The organism is Pseudomonas sp. M30-35, from assembly GCF_002163625.1.
GTDB lineage: Bacteria > Pseudomonadota > Gammaproteobacteria > Pseudomonadales > Pseudomonadaceae > Aquipseudomonas.
Genome location: NZ_CP020892.1, coordinates 4622508 through 4645708 on the forward strand (window position 1 = coordinate 4622508; position 23201 = coordinate 4645708).

Here is a 23201-nt window from a genome sequence, read left to right on the forward strand (position 1 = left end):
CTCAGGGGAAGGTCCGTCGGATTGCCCGCAGCGCGCGCACGATTATCACCGCAGGCCAGAGATCCGGCGCTCTAGCAACCAATCCAATAAGGTTTCTACCCCCCCCAGAGCTTCTTATGCAGAAGCCACCAGCGACGGTGATTGTAGTGGTCTACTGATCCCGGACACCCACTTAGGGCGAGAGTGCTCGCCATAGAAGGAAAATTATTTATTGGTTGAATCCACAGCTGATGTTAGTCATTCACGACCCATCTCGTGAATGACCGCTCCGATTGGGGCTGGCCAGGCTTCGTTTCAGAGCAGCGCTCAATGACTTAGCCGCATCTACCGTCTGTTGCTGGACGCCTCGGGTTATGCTGAAGCAGTATTCTTGGTATCAGTTGGCGTCAACTACCTAATCCATTCACATGGCTCCAAAAATGTCCAAGAAACCGAATCCATCAACCTCTGTAGCTCCAGCAACTGCGCCGGCGGAAGGCGAACGCCGAGCACTCCGTGGATACATTGGCCAGTACGAGCGGGCGGGCGCTGCCATTTATGCTGCGCTCGAGCGCGACGAGCTGCTCTGGATCGGCGTCGCAGACCGCAACGCGGGTATTGCCGACGACTTGGTGCTCGGTTTCGATGGGGTGGTGGTCGGTCACCAGTTCAAGACGTCCAAGTTCCCAGGCACTTTCACTGTTGAGACGCTGTTTACTGGTGCCAACGGCCTGTTGAGGCCCCTGGTTCATGCTTGGCAGTGCCTGCGGAAGGACAACCCGGGAAGCCGGGTCGAGATTCGCCTGGTTGTTAATGACTTTCCGTCGATTACTGACAAGCCAGGCGATGGCACGCCGCCCCACAGCGCGGCATTTCTTGAGGAACTCCAACAGCATCCAAATCGGCCGCTAGCGGATTGGTACACGCAGGAATGGAGTCGACTGATCAACCACCTGCGCCGTGAAGCCGGCCTGGGCGATGACGACTTCGAATTTTTTTTGCACAGCCTCCGTGTGGTGTGCGGAGCTGCGGCGGACTTCATCCAGTCGCACAAATTGAACGCCGAGCAGGCGCGGCAGGCATCCGAGATTGCAAGCGTACTGCCCAAGCTGGTCGCCGATGCCCGCGACAAAGACAGGTGGACGCGTGACGAGCTGCTTCGTGAGCTTGGCTGGCGCGATCCCTCCAAGACGCTGCTAATCCACCGGTTCCCAGTCGGCGCCTATGTTCAGCGCAACCGTGACACTGAGGCCAAGCTGCTAGCCGCGCTGCATGCCGCCGACCAGGGCTACGTCTCACTCATAGGACCGCCTGGCTCCGGGAAGTCCACTCTCCTGCAGGTTGCGCTGGCCACTGAGGCTAATATCCGGCTCGTTCGCTACTTGGCGTACGTGCCAGGTGCTGCTCAAGGCGTGGGTCGCGGGGAGGCCGACAACTTCCTGACTGACGTCGGCACGCAGTTACGCAACAGCGGTTTGGTTGGACTTCGTCTTCGCGACGACTCGCTGCATGAGCGCCGAGAGCAGTTCGGCGTCTTGGTACAGCAGGCTGGTGAACGCTTCGACCGCGACGGGATCCGAACAATCATCGTCGTCGACGGGCTCGACCATGTGCCTCGCGAAGAGCGGCCGACCAATTCGCTTCTGGGCGAGCTGCCTCTTCCCGCTGCCATCCCCAACGGGGTTGTGTTCATCCTCGGCACGCAGCGGCTGGATCTCGCGAATCTGAAGCCCGCAGTAAGAGAGCAAGCGGAGAAAAGCGAGCGACAGGTTCTCATGGGACCTCTCGGCCGCGAGGAGGTCGCCCGGATGGCAGATGCGCTTGGCCTGCCTGCCGAGATTCCAAGATTGGATCTAAGCAATCTATCGCATGGCCACCCGCTGGCAACGCGCTACTTAATTCATGCGCTGTTGCACGCGGACGAAGCCGGCAGTAAGCACCTTCTCAGCGGTGGGATGCCGTTCGACGGCGATATTGAGACCGTGTACACCGCTGCTTGGCGCGAGATCGCAAGCGATGTCGATGCCATGGACGTGCTGAGCTACATCGCTCGTGCTGAGGCACCTGTGGACCTGCGGCTGCTGGCCACAATGGTCAAGGAGTCCGCGATTGAACGCGCTCTGATCGTTGCACGGCACCTGCTCCGTAGTTCATCCCAGGGGTGGAGCGTCTTCCACAACAGCTTTCGGCTGTTCGTCATCGCTCAACCTCGAACCCGCCTCGGAAGCGTCGATGCCGAATACTCGCAGCGCGTGTACCGCGACCTCGCCCAGTTGGCGAAGAACGCGCCGCCCGAATCGGCGCAGTACTGGCTTGAGTTGCGCTACCGCGCCCGTGCCGGCGACGGTGCCGATGTACTTGCGCTAGCTATGCCCGCTCGCTTCAGGCAGCAACTGGCTGACGGGCGTTCTATCGCCGAGATCCACGCCGATATCCGCCTAGCTCTGCTGGCAGTGCGTGGAACGCACGATGCGACCGCCTTCGCACGGCTGCTGCTGTGTCGTGACGAAGTGGGACGGCGGGAAACTGCCCTTGAGTACGCCAACCAGCTTCCGCTGGCGATGCTAGCGGTTGGGGACATTGATGCAGCCCTGGCCTTCGTGCAGTACTTCCCCAGCCAGGGCTACGAGGTCGTCGACGCCCTGTTAGCGCGAGGGGACTTCGAGCGGGCGAAGGAACTGTTTGAAAGCCTCGAGCCACTGTCGCAGCTCCATACGTCCAAGTTCCAGAACCACGGGCACGACCACAACATAACGGAATTCGAGAGGTGGGCAAGGCGCGCCGTCCACTTCCGAGACACCGAGCAGATCCAGATAGCGATTGACCACCTCGCCGCAGAGGGGCTACGCCAGCCCGAAAAGGTGGATCCGCAAACTGTCGCCGCGCTGCAACTGCATCTGAGGAGGGAAGCCGCAGAGGCGATGCTCCTTCAGAAGGTTGGCGCCGATCCACAAGACCTCTGCAGCAAGCTCGGGGTAGCCAACGAAGACAAACCTTCGGTGATGGTTCACGCAGGTCTTGTGGCCAGTCGGCGTGGCGACGTTGCGCAAGCGCTTGCCCTGTTTGATGCTGCCGCCGCCCTTCCTGGCTTCGTAGAGGTACCCAACGGCTACCGACGCCGGATGGCACTAATTGCATTCGAAGCTGACCGTCGTGACCTAGCCGAGGCCCTGTTCGACAAGCTGGTCGCACCGATGATCTCTATGTGCGACGACGAGACGGACCTGGCTGGGCTGGGTAATCTGGTCGGTGCGGTGATGCATCACGCGAGGCTTTGCACGCTGCTCAATAAGCCGCTGCCAAGCGCGACACCGTCGAAGCACACCTTCCTTCATCCGTTCCAGCAGCACGCCTCGACGATAGGCGTGCTTCTAGGTCGCGCCGCCATCGACAACGCGTCCGTGCCGGCCGGCAGCATCCAGGACGAAGCCCGCATTGCCCTTGGGTACGTCCTAAGTCTGACATCAGAAGGCGGCAGCGAGTCATATCGCATCCAGCAGGCCTTCAAAGCGGTCCCCGTGCTCGTGCCAGTGCTGCTGAGGCTCGGCGCCAAGCGCGGCGAGACTGAGTACCGTGCGGTACTTCGGGAAATTGACGCAGCCATCGCCTCATCGACGCTGGGGGGCACTGCGTACCTGCGACGCAGATTGGTCGTCGATGCGTATAGGGTTGACGGTGACCGGGTGGCGGCCGTCGATCGACTCAACGCACTCGTGGCGGAGCTTCAGGAGAGCACGCCGAGCGAGCAGATCGACGGGGTGGCCGATCTGGCCATCGCGTTGGCTGCGGTCGGGGACTTAGAGCGGGCCAAACAGTTGCTGGCGACGGTTCCCGAGCAATGCCTTGGCTACGCGTTGGCCCCCAAGAAAGACCCCCAGTACGCAATCTGGCGAGACATCCTGGTCCTTGCGAACGCCGCTGACCCGGAGAACCGTGTCAAGCGAGTCTTGACCTTAATGCGCCAGGTCGGCGGCATGACCGAAACGGAGGGCTCGTCGGCCGCGCATCGTTTGACGATGTCGCTAATCGAGGAAGCGACGCAGGTCGGACCTCGCTTCGGCTTCGAGGTGTCAAAGACACTGGCGGATTGGAATCTGATTGGCTGGCCGAACCGTGTTGACCTGCTCATGACGGGGATGGTGCGGCGAAGCCCTGAACTCGTCCTGGCTTGCGCGACGGTCTGGTGCGGTCTGTGTCTGCCGTTCTACATGGAACCGTACTACCGGGACCCGCACCACGTCGGTGACTTCATCGACATCGCCGCCGACGCCGTAGGACCTATACAGATTGAACCGCTCGCGCGGATGTTTTTGGCGGTGATCGAGGTAGCCAGCAGGGCACACGAGAGGGTCGGACTGCTCCAGCGCCTTCGCACCGCTGCCGGAAGACATGGGTTTTCATCTGCCGAGCTCGACGCCGCCGTAGCCCGGTGGACGTCAGAAGCGCCGGAACCTCGACACTCGTATACGCCAAGCAAGTACGACTCGGAGACCACTCTCGAGCAGCTTGAGCGCGCGTTTGAAGCGGATGGCGACGAACTGAACTACAACGCCCCGTACCGTTTCAGAGATCTGGCCGAGACGGCCCCGCTTCATCTGGCGCGGAGGATTTTTGAGCGCTGGCAGGTCTTGCAGGACGACGCGCGCTGCCGCTTCCTGATGGTTCAAAGGTTGGCTGCGGCGGGGGAGGTCGAGTACGCCAAGAAGCTGATGCAAGGCTACGAGTCAAGCAAGGACCCCTGGAGTTCCTGGAGCCAGTGGATGGGTGGCGGTAAGTTCTTCTACTTTGAGGCGAAGAAGCTCTTGCAGGGACCATCCACATGCCCAGCCGCCTTCGAGAACATTGTCGATTCAGTAACGGCGGGCCAGGAGAACACCCAGTCACTGCTGACAGAGCTGGATTCGATAATGCCGGTAATCAGCGCGACGCCGGATTGGCCGGCCATCTGGTCGCTACTTGAGGAGCAGATGGCCTGCACTCGCGAGTTCCAGCTGGGGCGACCCTTCCAGCCGAGCGAGCTACCGCTCAGCGACACGGAACTTTTGGAGGATCTGCTGCACTTTGCCTATCGGCTGCCCGTTGCAGAAGTTCAGCGACACGCACGCAATTGCACGTTGAGCCTGGCAAGGCAAGCCGGACTCGGCCAAGATTTGTTCAAGTCCCTTATGCGGCGACTTATAGCCGGCGAATTAGATGCCCCCTTGCATGCGCTCGGAACTCTGCTGGCTGCTGACAGCGCGGACCTTGCCCCCGAGTTGGGCAGCGCCGTGGCTGCGTTGGTCAGTCACCGTGACATCGCGGTGGCAGAGTCAGCCGCGCTCTTGTCGCATCGGTGGAGGCAGGCTGTCCCCTTGGACGCGATACCACTGCCGCTCTTCTATCGCCTTGAACTCGAGCACCCGCCAGAGGGCGACCAGGCATTCACGGACGAAAGAACTGGTGCAATGCGCGTCGAGTCGCCGCTTGGCTGGACCGAGATGTTGCGCTCGACGGCACGTCACATCGCGAAGGCGGCAGGCATTGAGGAGATGACAGTCCGCCGACGCGCGGCGATGTTCATCCAGGATTGGGGTGGACTTGAGGCATTCGGGCCCTCTGGCACCAAAAGGCTTGAGACTCAGCTTCGCGTGCTCGACATGCAGATCACTTACCTGAAGCCCCACGCCTACATTGCCCTTGCCGCACTTCGCCACGTCGCAGGAGAACTGCGGCTGGCCGGCAAAGTGAAAGGCAGCGACATGCTCACGCTTTTGGAACGTTTGGGCTGCCCGCTTCCGCCTCGACCACTGAAGCTCCCACGAGGGCGCCCCGAGTGGATCCGAATGCCGCTGTTGAACCGAAGTGCGGGTTGGTCCGAGCGAGAACGGAAATGGATTGACGAAGTCGACGGTGATGTTGCCCCCTTCCCAGCAGACAGCCACGGCCAAGTCGTGGCCGAAGTATCCTGCTTCAAGATTCTCAAGCCACGGCTGTCGGAGCACCGTCTCTACCGCTTTAGAGCACCCTCGGCAGAGATTGACAGTGAAGACTTCGACGACTGCTATGCCAGGCTGCCCATCGCTGTTTGGCTTGGCCAGTACGTCGCATTTGACAATGATCTGGCGCCAACGCTGGTAAGGAGGGTTGTTTGCTCGGTGGACATGGGCTTTGACGCAGCGGCCTATTCGTTCGCTTTGTGCCCGAACTGGATGAAGCGGCTTCGCTGGAGCGCGCATGGCGAGGAGCCCAGCGTCTTCCTCGACCCGAGCGGCGCTGTGATCGCAAGGCTCTGCTGGTGGCGTGATGCCGGCCCGGTTGATATCGATGCGGAGTCCCTGTGGGGAGAGGGTTGCTACCTCGTCCTGACGTCATTAGGCATCGAACAGGTCACCACTGCCCGTGGGAAGCCGGACCTTGACATCAGCGTGTTCGCAAGCAGGCAGATCAAGCAACCGAGCAGCTACGGGGAGTCTCTCTTGAAGACGGCGAAGAACGGTTACTCAATCTAAGCCATGCAGATTCAGTGGCGATGTCAAGCGAGAGGGGCCGTGCTGGCTTGAGCTGGCTGTCCCGGAGGGCTGCTTCCGGTCGGTGGCTAGCGTTCATAGTACCCTAACGATCGATCGCTCCCGATGCGAAGCAGCCATCGGACTTTCCAAATCGAGCTTCTGCTTTGAGTCGATTTGAGCCGATTACGACAGGCAGCTATTGGCCGTTCTCTGCCGGTCACGGAAGGCTGAAATCGACCAAAAACGGACAGCTGTAGCAGATAGAGCCTCTTACCAAAATCAAAGCTCTGCAACTATTCCAGCAGCCACTTTCTGCAATCGATCTGTACCCGAAACCAATAGTTTGCCACTCCCCAAGTCGCGGCCTATCCCCTTCCCCGCTTTTAAGTGCGAGCGCCTGAGGGGCTGCGGGCATTTTTCTTTTGCAGGATGATCGATGCATCGTTGTAGGCGCTCTGAAAGGCGTCGCCACCGATCCATTCAACTGCCGTGTCTTCGTCTTCATCGTGGAAGATCCCGCGATAGGTGATCAGCAGGCCCATCATGAAGTCGGTGGCTGAGTCTTGCGCTTCCTCGGCGATCACCAGCTCCAATACGGGGTATTGCAGAAATACCAGGCACATTGCGAGCAGGCTGATGCCTTCGCCATATTTCATCGCCTCAAACAGGTCGTTGAAATGCGCGGGATCGAAACCGTTTTCTTCGATGTCTTTAAAGTCGAAGGTGCTCAGGTCGATCTCAACATCATCGAACGGCTCGTCAATCAACGGATTGGCCAACACCGGATGCACAACATTCGGCTTAGCCTTGCCCGAACGGTTTTGCTTGGCTTTTGCTTTGGCCCGCTGGGCGCGTTTTTGCTGTTTATCTGGCGAGGCCATGGCAGAGAGATCCTTGTTCGGTGCAGCCATATTTATGGCCCGGGATAATCGGAGGCACATTGTAAACAGTCTAGGCGGGGTTCGGCGGCCAGAGGGCGCAGATTTATTTTCAGGGCTTAGGCATCTGCCGCAGCCCCTTCACTGCTCGCTAAATCTTGCTCACTGGCCAACTTACATTTGCCTGCGCAGCACGGTTCAGAATTATCCCAATAACGATTACTCAACCGTTAACCTGCATGGTTCAAGCAATGTTGTTGTGCCACGCGCTTTCGAGCATTCTAGGCGACAGTTCCGCACACAGTACTTGAGCCACGCCAACAGCACAGGTTCGCGCAGCCGACTACTCTACAGAATCAGTAGCTGCTAGCTGACAAGCTCGCCACTTGGCTTCAAGCTAGGTGCATCACGAAATGACTGCAGGAAAACACATGTCCGTAATGACTTCGTCCACACCCGACCGCGTTCTTGATCTCGGCGACCTTTTGCGTGAGCTGGTTACGCAAGGCCGGGTTGATCAGGACAACGCCGAACAGTGTCTGGCGATCCGGCGCAGTGCAGTCAAGAACCAACAACACCCGCTTGAATTTCTGGCCGCGCAACAGCTCGACGATTTAGCGCGCCCCGGCAAAAAGCTTGACCTCGAAGGCCTGACAACATGGCTAGCGGAATATGCCAACCAGCCGTATATGCGCATCGACCCGCTGAAAATTGATGTTGCCGCGATCACACCGCTGATGTCTTACGCCTTCGCCCAGCGCCACAAAATTCTCGCGGTCGCGGTGAATCAGGAAGCGGTCACAATCGCCAGTGCCCAGCCGTTGATGCGCAGCTGGGAAGATGACTTGCGTCATGTACTCAAGCGACCCATCAAGCGTGTCGTGGCCAACCCGGTCGATATCCAGCGCTTCACCGTCGAGTTCTACCGACTGGCCAAGTCGGTTACCGGCGCCACTGCGGTGGACATGAAAGTCAGCGGCACCGGTAACTTCGAGCAGCTGCTCAACCTTGGCGCGCAAGACCAGGAGCCCGACGCCAACGATGCGCACATCGTCAATATCGTCGATTGGCTGTTTCAGTACGCTTATCAACAGCGCGCCAGTGATATCCACATCGAGCCACGCCGTGAGCAAGGCAGCGTGCGCTTTCGTATCGACGGCGTGCTGCACACGGTTTATCAATTCCCTCCGCAGGTAACGATGGCGGTTGTCAGCCGCTTGAAAAGCTTGGGGCGGATGAACGTTGCCGAAAAGCGTAAACCCCAAGACGGTCGGATCAAGACCAAAACCCCCGATGGCGGCGAAGTCGAACTGCGCCTGTCAACCATGCCGACGGCGTTCGGTGAAAAGCTGGTGATGCGGATTTTCGACCCGGAAGTGCTGTTAAAAAGCTTCGACCAACTGGGTTTTTCGGCAGACGATCTAAAGCGCTGGACCGGCATGACCGGCCAACCCAACGGTATCATTCTGGTCACCGGCCCGACCGGTTCGGGTAAAACCACCACGCTGTATACAACCCTCAAGCAGCTGGCCACCGATGAAGTAAACGTCTGCACCATTGAAGACCCAATCGAAATGATTGAGCCAGCCTTCAATCAAATGCAGGTGCAAAGCAACATTGATCTGACGTTCGCCAGCGGTGTGCGTTCATTGATGCGTCAGGACCCCGACATCATTATGGTCGGCGAGATTCGTGACCTTGAAACCGCTGAAATGGCGATTCAAGCGGCGCTCACCGGGCACTTGGTTCTGTCCACACTGCACACCAACGATGCACCCAGCGCTATCACCCGTTTGCTTGAGCTAGGCGTACCGCATTACTTGCTCAAGGCAACATTGCTCGGGGTCATGGCGCAACGTTTGGTGCGTACGCTTTGCCCACACTGCAAAACCCCGCAGACGCTTGATGAAAGTGACTGGCAAAGCCTGACCAAACCCTGGAATGCACCGTTGCCAACTGGCGCGCATGCAGCCGTTGGTTGCCTGGAGTGTCGCGATACCGGTTATCGCGGCCGGGCCGGGGTTTACGAAATCATGTTACTCAATGACGGTATGAAGTCGCTGCTCAGTGCCGAAACAGACCTGATTGCCCTGCGTCGCCAAGCATTCAAGGAAGGCATGCGTAGCCTGCGTTTGTCTGGCGCGCAAAAAGTTGCCGCCGGACTGACTACGATTGAAGAAGTACTGCGGGTAACCCCACAGAGTGAGCAACGATAACGCAGCGCATCTCAACAACAATAAGGCAGCGCTATAAAGCTGAAACCTTGAGGTTTTATTTTAGTGAGATGACTCTGCTGAGAGCTGCTTGGCGACATTAAAAAATCAGCCGTGTTTAGATGGTCGGCTAACAACGCCTGCACCCACTTAGGATTAACTGTATGGAAATCGGCAGCGTCATTTTTCTCTTCGTCGGCCTCGCGGTCGCCGTGGTTTTCATGGGCTTCAAGGTTGTACCGCAAGGTTCACAATGGACGGTTGAACGCTTCGGTCGCTACACCAATACCCTTAAACCGGGGTTGAACATCATTGTGCCGCTGGTTGATCGCATTGGCCGCAAGCTCAGCGTGATGGAAACCGTGCTCGATATACCGCCGCAAGAAGTGATCAGCGCTGACAACGCCATCGTGCAGATTGATGCGGTGTGCTTCTCGCAGGTGATCAATGCCGCGCAGGCCGCTTATGAGATCAACAACCTTGACCACGCCATCCGTAATCTGGTGATGACCAACATCCGTACCGTGCTGGGTTCGCTGGAGCTCGATGCAATGCTCAGCCAGCGTGATGCCATCAACGAGCGCCTGTTGCGCACTGTTGATGAAGCCACCGCGCCGTGGGGTATCAAGATCACCCGTATCGAAATAAAAGACATTACCCCGCCAGCAGACTTGGTCAACGCCATGGCCAGTCAAATGAAAGCCGAGCGTTTGAAACGCGCGCAAATCCTTGAGGCTGAGGGTTCGCGTTCCGCTGCGATTCTGACTGCTGAAGGTAAGAAGCAAGCACAAATCCTGGAAGCCGAAGGCGAGCGCCAAGCTGCCTTCCTCGAAGCGGAGGCCCGTGAGCGAGCCGCAGCAGCAGAAGCCGAGGCAACACGCATGGTTTCAGAGGCAATCGCTAACGGTAATGTGCAGGCGATCAATTATTTCGTTGCCCAAAAATACGTTGATGCCTTAGGCAAGCTGGCCAGCGCAGACAACAGCAAAGTGGTGTTGATGCCACTTGAAGCCAGCCAGATCATCGGATCTGTCGGCGGTATTGGCGAAATTATCAAAGCAACTTTCGGCGACAAGCAGGCTAAGTGATGCTCAATTTTCTACAACACCTGACGTTCTGGGATTGGTTGGCGCTTGGCACCTTGCTGTTGATTCTTGAAGTTTTCGGTGCCGGTGGCTACTTGTTGTGGATCGGCGTTGCGGCTGCCGGTGTCGGCATCATCACCTATGTGATTCCGGAGCTGCCGTGGGCATTGCAATTTGTCTTGTTCGCGGTGCTCTCAGTGCTGAGTGCTGTTCTATGGTGGAAACGCCAACGCCACGCCGGGAAAATCTCCGATCAACCCGGTCTGAACGACCGCGGCAGCGAATTACTTGGCCGCCAATTCACTCTGCATGAAGCCATCAGCAGCGGGCGCGGCAAGATCAAAGCCGGTGATACATTGTGGCTGGTCAGCGGTCCTGATCTCCCAGTCGGCAGCACGGTGCGGGTCACTGGCCAAGACGGCGTGTTGCTATTGGTTGAGCCCAGCCAATAACCTGCGAGGCAAATATTTGTAGCGCCAGCCACGGCGCTACAGGTCGCCAACTAGTCGCGATAGGCGTCTAGCGGCACGCAAGCACAGAACAGATTACGGTCGCCATATACGTTGTCTACGCGGTTAACCGTCGGCCAGTATTTGTACTGGCGCGTATGCTCGCTTGGGGTCACGGCCTGGGCAATGCTATAAGGCCGCTCCCAGATCCCAACCATGTCCGCCAGCGTATGCGGTGCTCGCCCCAACGGATTGTCATCTTCTGGCCAGTCACCGTTTTGCACCTTGGCGATTTCCGCACGGATGCACAACATGGCTTCGATAAAACGATCCAGTTCATGCTTTGACTCACTTTCCGTGGGTTCGATCATCAGCGTGCCGGGTACCGGAAAAGACATGGTTGGCGCGTGAAACCCATAATCGATCAGGCGCTTGGCGACATCTTCCTCGCTGACGCCGGTCTGCGTCTTGAGCGGTCGTAAATCAATAATGCATTCATGGGCGACGCGGCCGTTACGACCACTGAACAGTATCGGGAATGCATCCTTAAGGTTATGCGCCAAGTAATTAGCGCTGAGTATCGCCACCTCGGTGGCGTCGGCCAATTGTGGGCCCATCATGGCGATGTACATCCAACTGATCGGTAAAATACTCGCGCTGCCCCAAGGCGCCGCGCTTACCGCGGTATTTTCAGGATTAGGGCCTTTCAGCTCGATCACCGGGTGATTGGCCACGAACGGCGCCAAATGCGCCCGCACACCAATTGGCCCCATGCCGGGGCCTCCGCCGCCATGGGGAATGCAAAAAGTTTTGTGCAGGTTCATGTGCGACACATCGGCGCCGATATCTGCCGGACGCGCCAAGCCAACCTGAGCATTGAGGTTGGCACCATCCATATAAACTTGGCCGCCATTGGCGTGGATCACCTCGCAGATCTCAACGATCCCTTCCTCATATACGCCGTGAGTTGAAGGATAGGTCGCCATCAAACACGCCAGTCGCTCACCCGCCTCGGCCGCTTTGAACTTGAGGTCTGCAAGGTCGACGTTACCTTCGGCGTCACACTCGACAATCACCACGTGCATGCTGGCCATCTGCGCTGACGCGGGGTTTGTGCCATGTGCCGAAGCCGGAATCAGACAGATATTACGCTGCGTATCGCCGCGACTCTGGTGATATTTGCTGATCGCCAATAGGCCTGCGTATTCGCCCTGCGCCCCGGAGTTGGGTTGCATGCAGATCGCATCAAAACCGGTAATCGCACGCAGCCACTCCTCCAGCTCATTGATCATCAAGGCATAGCCGTGCGCCTGATCGAGCGGTGCAAATGGGTGCAGGTTGGCAAACTCGGGCCAGGTGATCGGCAGCATTTCGCTGGTGGCGTTTAGCTTCATGGTGCACGAGCCCAGCGGGATCATTGCTTGGTTTAGTGCCAGGTCTTTATTCTCAAGCTGCTTGATGTAGCGCAGCATCTCGGTTTCGCTGTGATGGGTATTGAACACTGGGTGTGTCAGGTAGCTGGAGCTGCGCTGCAGGTTGCTCGGAATACCCTCTTCGACCTCGCCCGCATCGAGCTCATCGACACTCAAGCCATGATCAGCGCCCAGAAACACCGCAAATAAGCGCTCGACAGTGTGTTCATCACAGCTCTCATCAAGGCTGACGCCAAGCTTGCCTCGGCCCAGAATGCGCAGATTGATCTCGGCCGCTTGCGCTGACTCAATGATCGCAGTCTGACTGCCGCCGACCTCCAGGGTCAAGGTGTCGAAAAAGTGTTGGTTATCACGCTCAACACCTCCACTTTTCAGCCCTGTAGCCAGAATCGCAGTTAGCCGGTGAATCCGCTGAGCAATGGCTTTAAGCCCTTGTGGGCCGTGATACACCGCATAAAAACTGGCGATATTCGCCAGCAACACCTGCGCGGTGCAGATGTTTGAATTGGCTTTCTCACGGCGAATATGTTGCTCGCGTGTTTGCAGTGCCATGCGCAATGCCATGTTGCCGCGCGAATCTTTAGACACGCCAATGATGCGCCCCGGCAGCGCCCGCTTGAACGCATCACGCGTGGCAAAGAACGCGGCATGCGGCCCGCCGTAACCCATCGGCACACCGAAGCGCTGGGCTGAGCCGAGCACCACATCAGCACCCATCTCACCCGGCGGCGTCAGTAACAACAAACTCATCAGGTCCGCCGCGACACAGGCCAGCGCCTGCTGCGCATGTAACTGGGCGATGACCGGCTGTAGATCGCGGATATCACCGTGAGTGTCCGGATATTGCAGCAGCGCGCCAAATACTGAGTGTTCGCCGAGGCTGGCGACGTCGGCAATCAGCAGCTCAAAGCCAAAGCCGGCGGCACGGGTCTGTACCACCGAAATAGTTTGCGGATGACAGTTGTGATCCACGAAGAACAGGTTGCTCTTTGACTTGGCAACCCGCTTGGCCAACGCCATGGCCTCAGCCGCAGCAGTGGCCTCATCGAGCAGCGAGGCACTGGCCAACTCAAGCCCGGTAAGATCGATGGTCAACTGTTGAAAGTTAAGCAGCGCTTCGAGTCGACCTTGGGCGATCTCCGGCTGGTACGGGGTATAGGCGGTGTACCAGCCAGGATTCTCCAGCACATTGCGCACGATCACCGTCGGCGTAATGGTGCTGTGATACCCCATGCCGATCAGGCTGGTCCACGGCTGATTCTGCTCGGCGTAACCGCGCAGCTTGGCCAACGCCGCTTGTTCATCAAGCGCAGCGGGCAATGCCAATGGGCGATTCAAGCGGATAGAAGGCGGTACGGTCTGCTCGATCAACGCGGCTCGGCTAGGCACTTGTAGCGCAGCCAGCATGGCCTGTTGCTCGACGGCATCTGGGCCAATATGACGACGGAGGAATGCATCCGGCTGCTTGAGTTGCGACAAAGACGGCGCTGCTGGCATGTTGAGAACCTCTAGAAATGACAAGGCCTCGCCATTGCGCACGTCTGAATCCCCAATTGGGTATTCATCCGCTGCAATACGAGGCCTTATTAGCTTAGAAAACTCTCAACCATCTGCACGAAGGTTTTAAACCTGCGTAGCTGTTGCTGCGCATTTTACAGTGCGCAGTAACAGACCCGGCTCGAAGTGAGCCGCAGATTAGCGGTTGTTTTAAGCGTCAGCAGAAGCTTTGTACGCATCCGCGTCGAGCAGCTTGTCGAGTTCGCTAACAGCGCTTGGCTTCAGCTTGAAGAACCAGTTGCCGTACGGGTCAGTGTTGACGCTTTCTGGGCTGTCAGCCAGCGAGTCATTAATCGCGATCACTTCGCCGCCAATAGGTGCGTAAATATCCGATGCTGCTTTGACTGACTCAACCACACCGGCTTCCTGACCGGCAGTCAGGGTTTTGCCGACTTCTGGCAACTCGATAAAAACCACATCACCCAGCGCTTCTTGCGCGTGGTCGGAAATACCTACTGTTACGCTGCCATCAGCTTCTAAACGAGCCCATTCATGGCTGGAGGCGTAGCGCAGATCGGCGGGGATATTGCTCATGTCGGATTCCTCATAAGGCATGACGGCGATCGCGCCGTCAGGAAAATTTAGCAGGGCTTGGCAACTTCGACAGCTTTCAACCAAACCGTTGGTCACGCAAAACGGCTCTGAAAGGCAACTTCAGAGCCGGTAGATAATTCAGTTATGGGGTTATATCAACGCCTTACCATAACGAACGAACGCAGGCTTAACCACGCGAACGGGGTACCATTTGCCACGAATTTCGACTTCTGCACGTTCACAGGTTGCAACGGGCAAACGCGCCAGGGCAATCGACTTATTCAAGGTCGGTGAAAAACTTCCGCTGGTGATTTCACCCTCACCGACCCCCTCAACACGCACAACCTGGTGAGCACGCAAAACACCGCGCTCCTCCAATACCAGGCCGACCAATTTTGTCGAAATACCACGCTGCAACTGTTGCTGCAACGCTTTACGCCCGACAAAATCACGATTAGCTGGCTCCCACGCTACACTCCAGGCCAAGTTTGAGGCTAGGGGGGTGACGCTTTCATCCATATCTTGGCCGTACAGGTTCATCCCAGCTTCAAGGCGCAAGGTGTCACGTGCCCCCAAGCCAATCGGCGAAATACCAGCACCGACCAGGTCATTTAGAAATGACACGGCCTGATCGCTTGGCAGCATGATTTCCAAGCCATCTTCACCGGTATAACCCGAGCGGGCGATGAACCAGTCTCCTTCAAATAGCCCCTGAAACGGGACCAACTGATTGATCAGCGCCGAACGCGCCTGACTGACCTGTTCACAAATTTTTTCACGCGCATGCGGGCCCTGAATAGCAAACATCGCAAGGTCGCTGCGTTCATGCAACTGCACAGCAAAACCTTCGGTTTGTTGACTCATCCAGGCCAAGTCTTTGTCACGCGTTGCCGCATTAACCACAACCCGATAACCAAAATCAGTCAGATAGACCATCAGGTCATCAACGACACCGCCCTCGGTGTTAAGCATGCTGCTGTAGAGCGCCTTGCCCGGCCCCTGCAGGCGCTCAACGTCATTGGCCAGCAGACGCTGTAAGTATTGTTTTGCTTGGTCGCCGTGAATATCCACCACGGTCATGTGCGAGACATCAAATACGCCACAGTCTCGACGAACCTCATGATGCTCTTCTACTTGCGAACCATAATGCAGCGGCATATCCCAGCCGCCGAAGTCGACCATTTTGGCACCCAAAGCAAGGTGCAGGTCATAAAGAGGTGTGCGCTGCCCCATGGGTTTCTCCTTCCGGGCTTTGGCAAAACTGCAGCCCTGTTTGCGAGTCCGCAACGGCTTGATCAACAAGACGTGCCGCCAGCTTACAAACACCCATCCTATAAGGCTGGTTGCAGCAAATCGCGTGCATTGTATCCGCAAGGTACGAGCGGGTCATCTTGGGCGTGAATATCTGCACGGTAAACGCCCGATCAAACGACCAGTGAACGGCTGAAATAGAGCCTTCATACAATCAAGTTCTCAGCTGCGCGTCTGCGCAGAGCGTCGAATTAAAGCGACCACTGGCAGCAAACCGACGGCCACCAAAGTCAGCGCCGGCAGTGCCGCACGAGCCCATTCACCTTCACTGGTCATTTCAAAAATTCGTACCGCCAACGTATCCCAACCGAACGGACGCATTAACAGCGTAGCGGGCATTTCCTTGAGCACATCAACAAATACCAGCAACGCCGCCGATAACGCACCGGGCAATAATAGAGGTAGATAAACCCGGAAAAACAACTTCACTCCGCCGACACCCAAGCTACGCGACGCTTCGGGCAGCGAAGGCCTAATCCGCGCCAGACTGTTTTCCAACGGACCGTAAGCAACCGCCATAAAACGAATCAGATAGGCCAGCAGCAGCGCGGCCAAGCTGCCAAGCAGTAGCGGTTTACCTGCGCCGCCAAGAAGCGTTGAAAGCGGGATTACCAACTGATTGTCGAGGTAACTGAAAGCCAGCATGATCGCCACCGCCAACATCGAGCCAGGCAAGGCATAACCCAGGTTGGCCAGGCTAACCGTTGAGCGCATCAGTCGTGTTGGCGTTAACCGCCGGGAAAATGCCAGCAGTAAAGCGACGCTGACGGTAACCAAAGCAGCCAATGAGCCGAGATACAGGGTATGCAGGATCAGCGCAGTGTAACGCTCATCCAAATCAAACCGTCCGCGCTGCCAGAACCACACCAGCAATTGCAGCAGCGGAATCACAAACGCGCAGGCAAACACCAACAAGCACCAGCCGCTGGCGGCCAGCGCCTTAAAACCAGTGAGGTTGTACAACGCCTTGCCACGTGGCCGCTCATTGGCTGGACGGACTGCCCCGCGCGCTCGACGCTCGCCATATAGCACCAGCATCACCACCAGTAACAACAAGCTGGCCAATTGAGTGGCGCTGGTCAGGCTATAGAAACCGTACCAGGTCTTATAAATTGCCGTGGTGAAGGTGTCGAAATTAAATACCGAAACGGCGCCAAAATCAGCCAGTGTTTCCATGATCGCCAGCGCCAGACCAGCGCCAATTGCCGGGCGCGCCATCGGCAGTGCCACGCGCCAAAATGCCTGCCAAGGATTATGTCCAAGCACTCGCGCCGCCTCCATCAAACCCTTCCCTTGCGCCAGGAAGGCATTACGGGCGAGCAGGTAAACGTAGGGGTAAAACACCAGCACCAGAACGGTAATCACACCACCGGTAGAACGCACGCGCGGAAAGCGCACACCGTTGCCAAACCACTCACGCAGCAGCGTCTGGACCGGCCCGGAAAAATCCAGCAGCCCGACGAACACAAAGGCCAGAACGTAAGCTGGAATCGCAAACGGCAGCATCAGCGCCCAATCCAGCCAGCGCCTGCCCGGGAACTCACAAAGGCTGGTCAGCCACGCGAGACTCACACCCAGCACGGTCACGCCAACACTCACGCCTGCAACCAGAATCACCGTGTTGCCAATCAGCCGGGGCATTTGCGTTTGCCACAAATGCGCCCAGATTTCGCGGTCGATTTCATGCCAACTGAATAACATCACAGTCAACGGCAATAGCACCAACAGGGCAACCACAAAGGCGATGGGATACCAGCGACGCTGGGCAGGATGGGCCACGCAAAATCCTCAAAACAGAAATAACAACGCCCCGGAACTAGGCCGGGGCGTCGAGTATAACGGTTCGCTTTACTGAAACAGCACTTAGTTCCAGCCAGCGCGGTCCATCAACATGATGGCTTGGGCTTGACGCTTACCGGCAACTTCAACCGGAATGGCGTCGGCCTTGAATGTGCCCCAAGCCTGAACTTCTTCAGATGCTGGCACTTTCGGGTTAGCTGGGAATTCCTGATTCAGGCCAGCAAACAGCCCTTGCGCGTCTGCAGAGGTCATCCACTCCAGCAACTTTTGCGCAGCCTCTGCATGGGGTGCATTCTTGGTGATACCGGCACCCGCGAGGTTGACGTGCACGCCACGGTCTTGCTGGTTAGGCCAGAACGGCTTGACCTTAAGTTCCGGGTTTGCCTTGTGCAGACGACCGTAGTAGTAGGTATTGGTGATCCCAACATCACACTGGCCCGCATCGATGGCTTGCAGCAGTGCGGTGTCATCGGCGAAAACATCGGTCGCCAGGTTATTCACCCAACCTTTGATGATCTCTTCGGTTTTCGCCTCGCCGTGGGTTTCAATCAGGGTTGCGGTCAACGACTGGTTGTACACCTTCTTGCTGGTACGCAGACACAGGCGGCCTTCCCAGTTTTTGTCGGCCAGCGCTTCGTAGGTCGACAACTCGCTCGGTTTGACTCGGTCGGTGGAGTAGAAGATGGTCCGCGCACGGAGCGACAAACCCGTCCAGCTGTCAGTGCTGGAGCGATACTGAGCAGGAATGTTGGCGTCGATAGTTGCCGACTTGAACGGCTGCAGCACGCCAGCTTGTTCAGCCTGCCATAGGTTACCCGCATCCACGGTGATCAGCATGTCAGCTGGCGTGTTGGCGCCTTCGGCTTTGAGACGCGCGATCAGTGGCGCTTCTTTATCCGTGATGAACTTGATCGGCACGCCGGTTTTGGCAGTGTATGCATCAAACACAGGCTTGATCAGCTCGTCGATCCGGGAGGAGTAAACAACCACTTCATCAGCGGCTTGAACGCCACCAGCAAGGGCTGTCAGAGTGAACATGGCGAGTAATCGCTTGCTTGGCTGCATGGGCGTTGCCTCTTGTTAAAGTTGTTGAGTTAATCTGCAAATGATATTGAATAGCATTTAGCATCACAACCAAGCACTGCTCAGCAGATGTTACTGCGAATTACACGACACCCGCACCCCAGCACTACCGGGCGTTATAGCGTACTCAAGGCTTGGCCAGTGAGGGTAAATCACCGCTCAAACCTAACGCCTGACGCACAAACAAGGCTTTAGCTTCAGGTAAATCATCAATCCAATTGAGCCCGGCGTTACGCAGCCAGCGCACAGGCAAAGGGTCTGCTTGGAACAGGCGCTCAAAGCCCTCCATTGCAGCCATCATCGCCAGGTTGTGCGGCATCCGCCGACGTTCATAACGACCCAGTACGCGCTCATCGGCCGGCGACTCACCACGCGCCAGCGCATGCAGGAGCACATCGGCCAACACCGCCGCATCGAGAAAGCCTAGGTTAACGCCCTGCCCGGCCAGTGGATGAATGCTGTGCGCCGCATCACCGATCAATGCCAGACCTTGTTCGACATAACGCTTGGCGTGCCGCTGACGCAGCGGAATGGCAACCCGGCGATCGTTGTGCAGAACCTTGCCCAAGCGTTGCTCAAAGGCGTTGCCAAGCTCAACACAGAATTGCTGATCATCCAGCGCCATCAAACGTTCGATTTCAGCGGGCACTGCCGACCAGACAATCGAAGACCAATGCTGGTCTGGCTGGGCACTGGCCAAGGGCAAGAAAGCCAGTGGACCGTCATCGGTAAAGCGCTGCCAAGCCGTCGATTGATGCGGTTTTTCCGTGCGCACACTGGTGACGATGGCATGGTGCAGATAATCCCACTCACGCGTCGCACAACCGGCCAGACGACGCACGGCAGAGTTTGCACCATCAGCCGCAATCAACAGCGGCGCACGCAACTCGCGATCATCTTCAAGGGTTAACAGCCAAGCGTTGCCGGAGCGGCGCAGTTGCTCCAGCTTGGCGTTGCCCAGCAAACCAATATTGCTTTCATGCAACTGCTCAAGCAGCGCATCTTGAACGACCCGGTTTTCGACAATATGCCCCAGGGTTTCAGCGTGCACACTGGCAGCGCTGAAGTGAATATTGCCGGTGCCAGCGCCGTCCCACACATGCATGTCGCGATAAGCGCTGCTGCGCCTGGCCTCAATACCCGGCCACACATTGAGCCGCTCCAGCACCCGCTGGCTGGCCATCGACAAGGCACTGACGCGCGCTTCAAACGGCGCATCGGCGGCAAACGGCTCCAGGCTCAAAGGACTACCGTCGATAACCAGAACTTCCAGGCCGCTCGATTGCAGCGCCAAGGCCAGCGTGCTGCCGACCATTCCGGCGCCGACAATAATTATATCCGCGTGCATATTCATTCCTTAAGCAGCCTGTCTGACGCGAGGTTTTAACCGCACATACAAGGTCTTGTGCACCTTGGCGATCAACGTACCTGCGGCATCGCGCACATCAACCTGCATTTCGGGCAAGTACTTCTCACCAGTTGCGGTACGTGTGCGAATCTCTTCGAGCAGGCCATCATCAATGCTGAACTCAGCAAACACCGGGCCTTTGCCTGGCGCAATAAAGTCGATACTGGCAGCTTTATCCCAAACGATGTAATCACCGCCAAGATTTTCCATCAACATCAGCATGAAAAATGGATCAGTCATTGAATACAGACTGCCGCCAAACTGGCTGCCGACATAGTTACGGTTATACCAGCCCAGCCCCATCTTCACGCGGACATGCTTGAAATCTGCTGCAATATGCCGCACACGAATGCCAGCGCCTAAATACGGCGGATAGACATTAAGCACCCAGCGTAGAAAACGTGCCTTACGCGCGGTCTTTTGCAGGTCGCTCATGGCTGTGATCGCGTGCCTATGCCCATGGCCTGACGCGCAAACCAGCGCTTGGCTGACGGCAACAGATCAAGCCCGAGCAAGCCAAGGTTACGCCCAGCCACACGCAGCGGCTCACCAGAGCTGAACAGGCGGGTCACTTGGTCGGAGAACCCCACAGTCAGTTGTTGATCCAGTTGTTGGCTGCGCAAATAGCTCTGCAAAGTGGTGAAGTCGCCAAGCGGCGCATCACTGCCAAGCAGACAATCAGCCAGCGCAATGGTGTCACGCAGGGACAAGTTGTAGCCCTGTCCTGCAATGGGATGCAGGCTGTGTGCAGCATTGCCTAGCACCACCAGATGTGGGCGAATCTGCTCTTGTGCCTCAACCAGCGCCAGCGGATATAAATGCCGCTCACCGACCTGAGTAATAGCGCCGAGACGGTAGCCAAATGCCAATTGCAATTCTGCGATAAAGGCGGCGTCAGGCAAGCCCAGCAAGCGCTCGGCATCAGCTGTCGCACGAGTCCAGACCAACGCACTGCGGTTGCCAGCCAGCGGCAACATGGCCATCGGCCCTTCCTCGGTGAAACGCTCAAACGCCTGCCCCATATGAGCATCGCGGGTACTGACGTTAGCGATCAAGGCGCTTTGATCATAGGGCGTTTGCTTGACGTTAATGCCCAACTGCTCACGCAAACCTGAGCGACCACCTTCGGCGAGAATGGCTAAACTGCAGTCCAGCACAGCGTCATCTTGCAGAGTCAGCCGGTAACCGTCGCCCAGCGCCTCAAGACGAGTGACTTGCGCGGGGCTGCGCCAGGTCACCACTGATTGATCAAGCGCCTGCCACAAACACTCGCCAATCCAGGCATTTTCGACCACATAGCCCAACGCGGGCACGCCTTCTTCAAGCGCACTCAGTCGGGCAGCGGCAAAGCGCCCGCGATCAGACACATGAATGTGCTGAATCGGCTCGGCATGTTTGGCGATCTGCTGCCAGATCCCCAGGCGCTGATAGATTTTCTGCGAGCCATAGGACAGCGCTGTCGAACGTGCGTCATAACTCGGTTGATAACCTGAGCCCGGCGTAAACGGCTCGATCAGGCAAATCTGCCAGCCGCGTTTTTTCGCCTCGTCCTGTAGCGCCAGCGCCAAGCTGGCGCCCACCAGACCGCCGCCAATGATTGCCAGCTCGACGCGCTGCATTGGCTTAGGCAACTTGATGCGCGCCAGCCATCAACGCCTCGATTTCAGCGACGGTTTTCGGCACCCCGGTGGTCAGAATTTCGCAGCCGGTTTTGGTGACGACTACGTCATCTTCGATACGCACACCGATGCCGCGCCATTTTTTCGCGACATTTTGATTGTCCGGAGAAATATAGATACCCGGCTCAACCGTCATTGCCATGCCGACCTCAAGCACGCGCCATTCGCCACCGACTTTATAGTCGCCGACATCGTGCACATCCATGCCCAGCCAGTGACCGGCGCGGTGCATGTAAAAGGCCTTGTAGGCTTCGCTGGCGATTAACTCGTCAACATCTCCGTCAAGCAAGCCGAGCTCGACCAAGCCCGCAGTAATCACCTGCACAGTGGCTTCGTGCGCCTGATTCCAGTGTTTACCGGGGCCAATCTCGAGGAATGCAGCTTCTTGTGAAGCCAGCACCAGCTCGTAAATGGCTTTTTGCTCAGGTGAAAATTTACCATTTGCCGGAAATGTACGGGTGATATCGCTGGCGTAGCAATCGATCTCACAGCCGGCATCAATCAGCACCAGATCGCCGTCCTTCAGAACCGCGTCATTCTCGTGATAATGCAGGATGCAGGCGTTCTTGCCCGTCGCGACGATCGAGCCGTAAGCGGGCATTTTTGCCCCGCCTTTGCGGAATTCGTAATCAAGCTCGGCTTCGAGGTGAAACTCAAACAAACCAGGGCGACTGACGCGCATCGCCTGCACATGAGCGCGCGACGAAATCTCGGCCGCTTCGCGCATTACCTTGACCTCGTTAGCACTCTTGTACAGGCGCATATCGTGGAGCAAGTGGTTGAGCGCGACAAACTCATTCGGCGGCTGCGCACCTTGGCGCGCTTTAGAGCGGATCACGTTGATCCAGTCCATTAAGTGGCGATCAAATTCCTGATTGGTACCCATCGAGTAATAAACCCGCTCGCGGCCTTCAATCAGCCCCGGCAGAATGTCGTCGATATCGCCAATTGGGAATGCGTCATCCGCGCCAAAACGACTCATGGCGCCGTCCTGGCCTGCGCGCAAACCGTCCCACAACTCACGCTCCGGATCACGCTCGCGGCAAAACAATACGTACTCGCCATGCTCGCGCCCCGGAATCAGCGCGATCACCGCCTCAGGCTCAGGAAAGCCTGAGAGGTATTGAAAATCGCTGTCCTGACGGAAGATGTGCTCGACATCGCGATTACGAATGTACACCGGGGCAGCAGGCAAAATTGCGATGCTGTTGGGTTCCATCTGCGCCATCAGCGCCTTGCGCCGACGGGCATATTCCGACTTTGGGATGCTGATCATGGCTGACGGGTTCCGCTCGTTGAGACTT

At 57.4% G+C, this 23201-nt stretch carries 14 protein-coding genes; 4 read left to right on the forward strand and 10 right to left on the reverse strand.

Features of this window, described 5'->3' with window-relative positions:
• Positions 1 to 419: 419 nt before the first annotated feature.
• Entirely contained in the window at positions 420 to 6467 is a 6048-nt protein-coding gene (locus B9K09_RS21160; protein ID WP_087518660.1) for a hypothetical protein, read from the forward strand.
• Positions 6468 to 6850: 383 nt separating this feature from the next.
• Here the strand turns inward: B9K09_RS21160 and B9K09_RS21165 are convergent, their stop codons facing one another.
• Complete coding sequence (locus tag B9K09_RS21165; RefSeq protein WP_087518661.1) at positions 6851 to 7348, reverse strand: hypothetical protein; 498 nt, start codon at positions 7346 to 7348, stop codon at positions 6851 to 6853.
• Between the two features lie 428 nt (positions 7349 to 7776).
• On the opposite strand from B9K09_RS21165, the gene B9K09_RS21170 reads away from it, so the two are divergent.
• The 3 genes from B9K09_RS21170 (at position 7777) to B9K09_RS21180 (ending at position 11095) form a co-directional block, all read left to right on the forward strand.
• Positions 7777 to 9561, forward strand: coding sequence for a GspE/PulE family protein (locus B9K09_RS21170; RefSeq protein WP_087518662.1), 1785 nt, complete (start codon positions 7777 to 7779; stop codon positions 9559 to 9561).
• 161 nt (positions 9562 to 9722) lie between these two features.
• Entirely contained in the window at positions 9723 to 10646 is a 924-nt protein-coding gene (locus B9K09_RS21175) for an SPFH domain-containing protein (RefSeq protein ID WP_087518663.1), read from the forward strand.
• On the forward strand, positions 10646 to 11095 hold the full coding sequence (locus B9K09_RS21180) for an NfeD family protein (protein WP_087518664.1): 450 nt from the start codon (positions 10646 to 10648) through the stop codon (positions 11093 to 11095). Before B9K09_RS21175 ends, B9K09_RS21180 begins: the two co-directional genes overlap by 1 nt.
• A gap of 50 nt (positions 11096 to 11145) precedes the next feature.
• Here B9K09_RS21180 and gcvP read toward each other — a convergent pair whose 3' ends face one another.
• From gcvP to pepP, 9 genes are all read right to left on the reverse strand, one after another.
• Positions 11146 to 14022, reverse strand: coding sequence for an aminomethyl-transferring glycine dehydrogenase (gene gcvP, locus B9K09_RS21185; protein ID WP_087518665.1), 2877 nt, complete (start codon positions 14020 to 14022; stop codon positions 11146 to 11148).
• 210 nt (positions 14023 to 14232) lie between these two features.
• Complete coding sequence (gene gcvH / locus B9K09_RS21190; RefSeq protein ID WP_087519229.1) at positions 14233 to 14616, reverse strand: glycine cleavage system protein GcvH; 384 nt, start codon at positions 14614 to 14616, stop codon at positions 14233 to 14235.
• A gap of 150 nt (positions 14617 to 14766) precedes the next feature.
• Positions 14767 to 15849: a glycine cleavage system aminomethyltransferase GcvT gene (gcvT, locus tag B9K09_RS21195; protein ID WP_087518666.1), complete on the reverse strand. Its 1083-nt coding sequence runs from the start codon at positions 15847 to 15849 to the stop codon at positions 14767 to 14769.
• A 240-nt stretch (positions 15850 to 16089) separates the two neighbouring features.
• Positions 16090 to 17706: an iron ABC transporter permease gene (locus tag B9K09_RS21200; protein WP_087518667.1), complete on the reverse strand. Its 1617-nt coding sequence runs from the start codon at positions 17704 to 17706 to the stop codon at positions 16090 to 16092.
• An 84-nt stretch (positions 17707 to 17790) separates the two neighbouring features.
• Positions 17791 to 18792, reverse strand: coding sequence for an extracellular solute-binding protein (locus B9K09_RS21205; RefSeq protein WP_087518668.1), 1002 nt, complete (start codon positions 18790 to 18792; stop codon positions 17791 to 17793).
• Between the two features lie 145 nt (positions 18793 to 18937).
• Entirely contained in the window at positions 18938 to 20158 is a 1221-nt protein-coding gene (locus B9K09_RS21210; protein WP_177408687.1) for a 2-octaprenyl-3-methyl-6-methoxy-1,4-benzoquinol hydroxylase, read from the reverse strand.
• A 9-nt stretch (positions 20159 to 20167) separates the two neighbouring features.
• The gene (locus B9K09_RS21215; protein ID WP_087518670.1) at positions 20168 to 20653 is read right to left on the reverse strand and encodes a DUF4442 domain-containing protein; all 486 of its coding nucleotides are present in this window, start codon (positions 20651 to 20653) and stop codon (positions 20168 to 20170) included.
• Positions 20650 to 21837 (reverse strand): 2-octaprenyl-6-methoxyphenyl hydroxylase, encoded by a 1188-nt coding sequence (gene ubiH, locus B9K09_RS21220; protein ID WP_087518671.1) that lies wholly within the window; start codon positions 21835 to 21837, stop codon positions 20650 to 20652. Before ubiH ends, B9K09_RS21215 begins: the two co-directional genes overlap by 4 nt.
• 4 nt (positions 21838 to 21841) lie before the next feature.
• Entirely contained in the window at positions 21842 to 23173 is a 1332-nt protein-coding gene (gene pepP / locus B9K09_RS21225) for a Xaa-Pro aminopeptidase (RefSeq protein ID WP_087518672.1), read from the reverse strand.
• Positions 23174 to 23201: the final 28 nt, after the last annotated feature.

Coding starts and splice junctions, on each gene's coding strand:
- ubiH (WP_087518671.1), bottom strand. CDS start 21,837: ATGCAGCGCGTCGAGCTGGCAATCATTGGCGGCGGTCTGGTGGGCGCC.
- B9K09_RS21205 (WP_087518668.1), bottom strand. CDS start 18,792: ATGCAGCCAAGCAAGCGATTACTCGCCATGTTCACTCTGACAGCCCTT.
- gcvH (WP_087519229.1), bottom strand. CDS start 14,616: ATGAGCAATATCCCCGCCGATCTGCGCTACGCCTCCAGCCATGAATGG.
- B9K09_RS21165 (WP_087518661.1), bottom strand. CDS start 7,348: ATGGCCTCGCCAGATAAACAGCAAAAACGCGCCCAGCGGGCCAAAGCA.
- pepP (WP_087518672.1), bottom strand. CDS start 23,173: ATGATCAGCATCCCAAAGTCGGAATATGCCCGTCGGCGCAAGGCGCTG.
- B9K09_RS21210 (WP_177408687.1), bottom strand. CDS start 20,158: ATGCACGCGGATATAATTATTGTCGGCGCCGGAATGGTCGGCAGCACG.
- B9K09_RS21170 (WP_087518662.1), top strand. CDS start 7,777: ATGTCCGTAATGACTTCGTCCACACCCGACCGCGTTCTTGATCTCGGC.
- gcvP (WP_087518665.1), bottom strand. CDS start 14,022: ATGCCAGCAGCGCCGTCTTTGTCGCAACTCAAGCAGCCGGATGCATTC.
- B9K09_RS21160 (WP_087518660.1), top strand. CDS start 420: ATGTCCAAGAAACCGAATCCATCAACCTCTGTAGCTCCAGCAACTGCG.
- B9K09_RS21180 (WP_087518664.1), top strand. CDS start 10,646: ATGCTCAATTTTCTACAACACCTGACGTTCTGGGATTGGTTGGCGCTT.
- B9K09_RS21175 (WP_087518663.1), top strand. CDS start 9,723: ATGGAAATCGGCAGCGTCATTTTTCTCTTCGTCGGCCTCGCGGTCGCC.
- B9K09_RS21215 (WP_087518670.1), bottom strand. CDS start 20,653: ATGAGCGACCTGCAAAAGACCGCGCGTAAGGCACGTTTTCTACGCTGG.
- gcvT (WP_087518666.1), bottom strand. CDS start 15,849: ATGGGGCAGCGCACACCTCTTTATGACCTGCACCTTGCTTTGGGTGCC.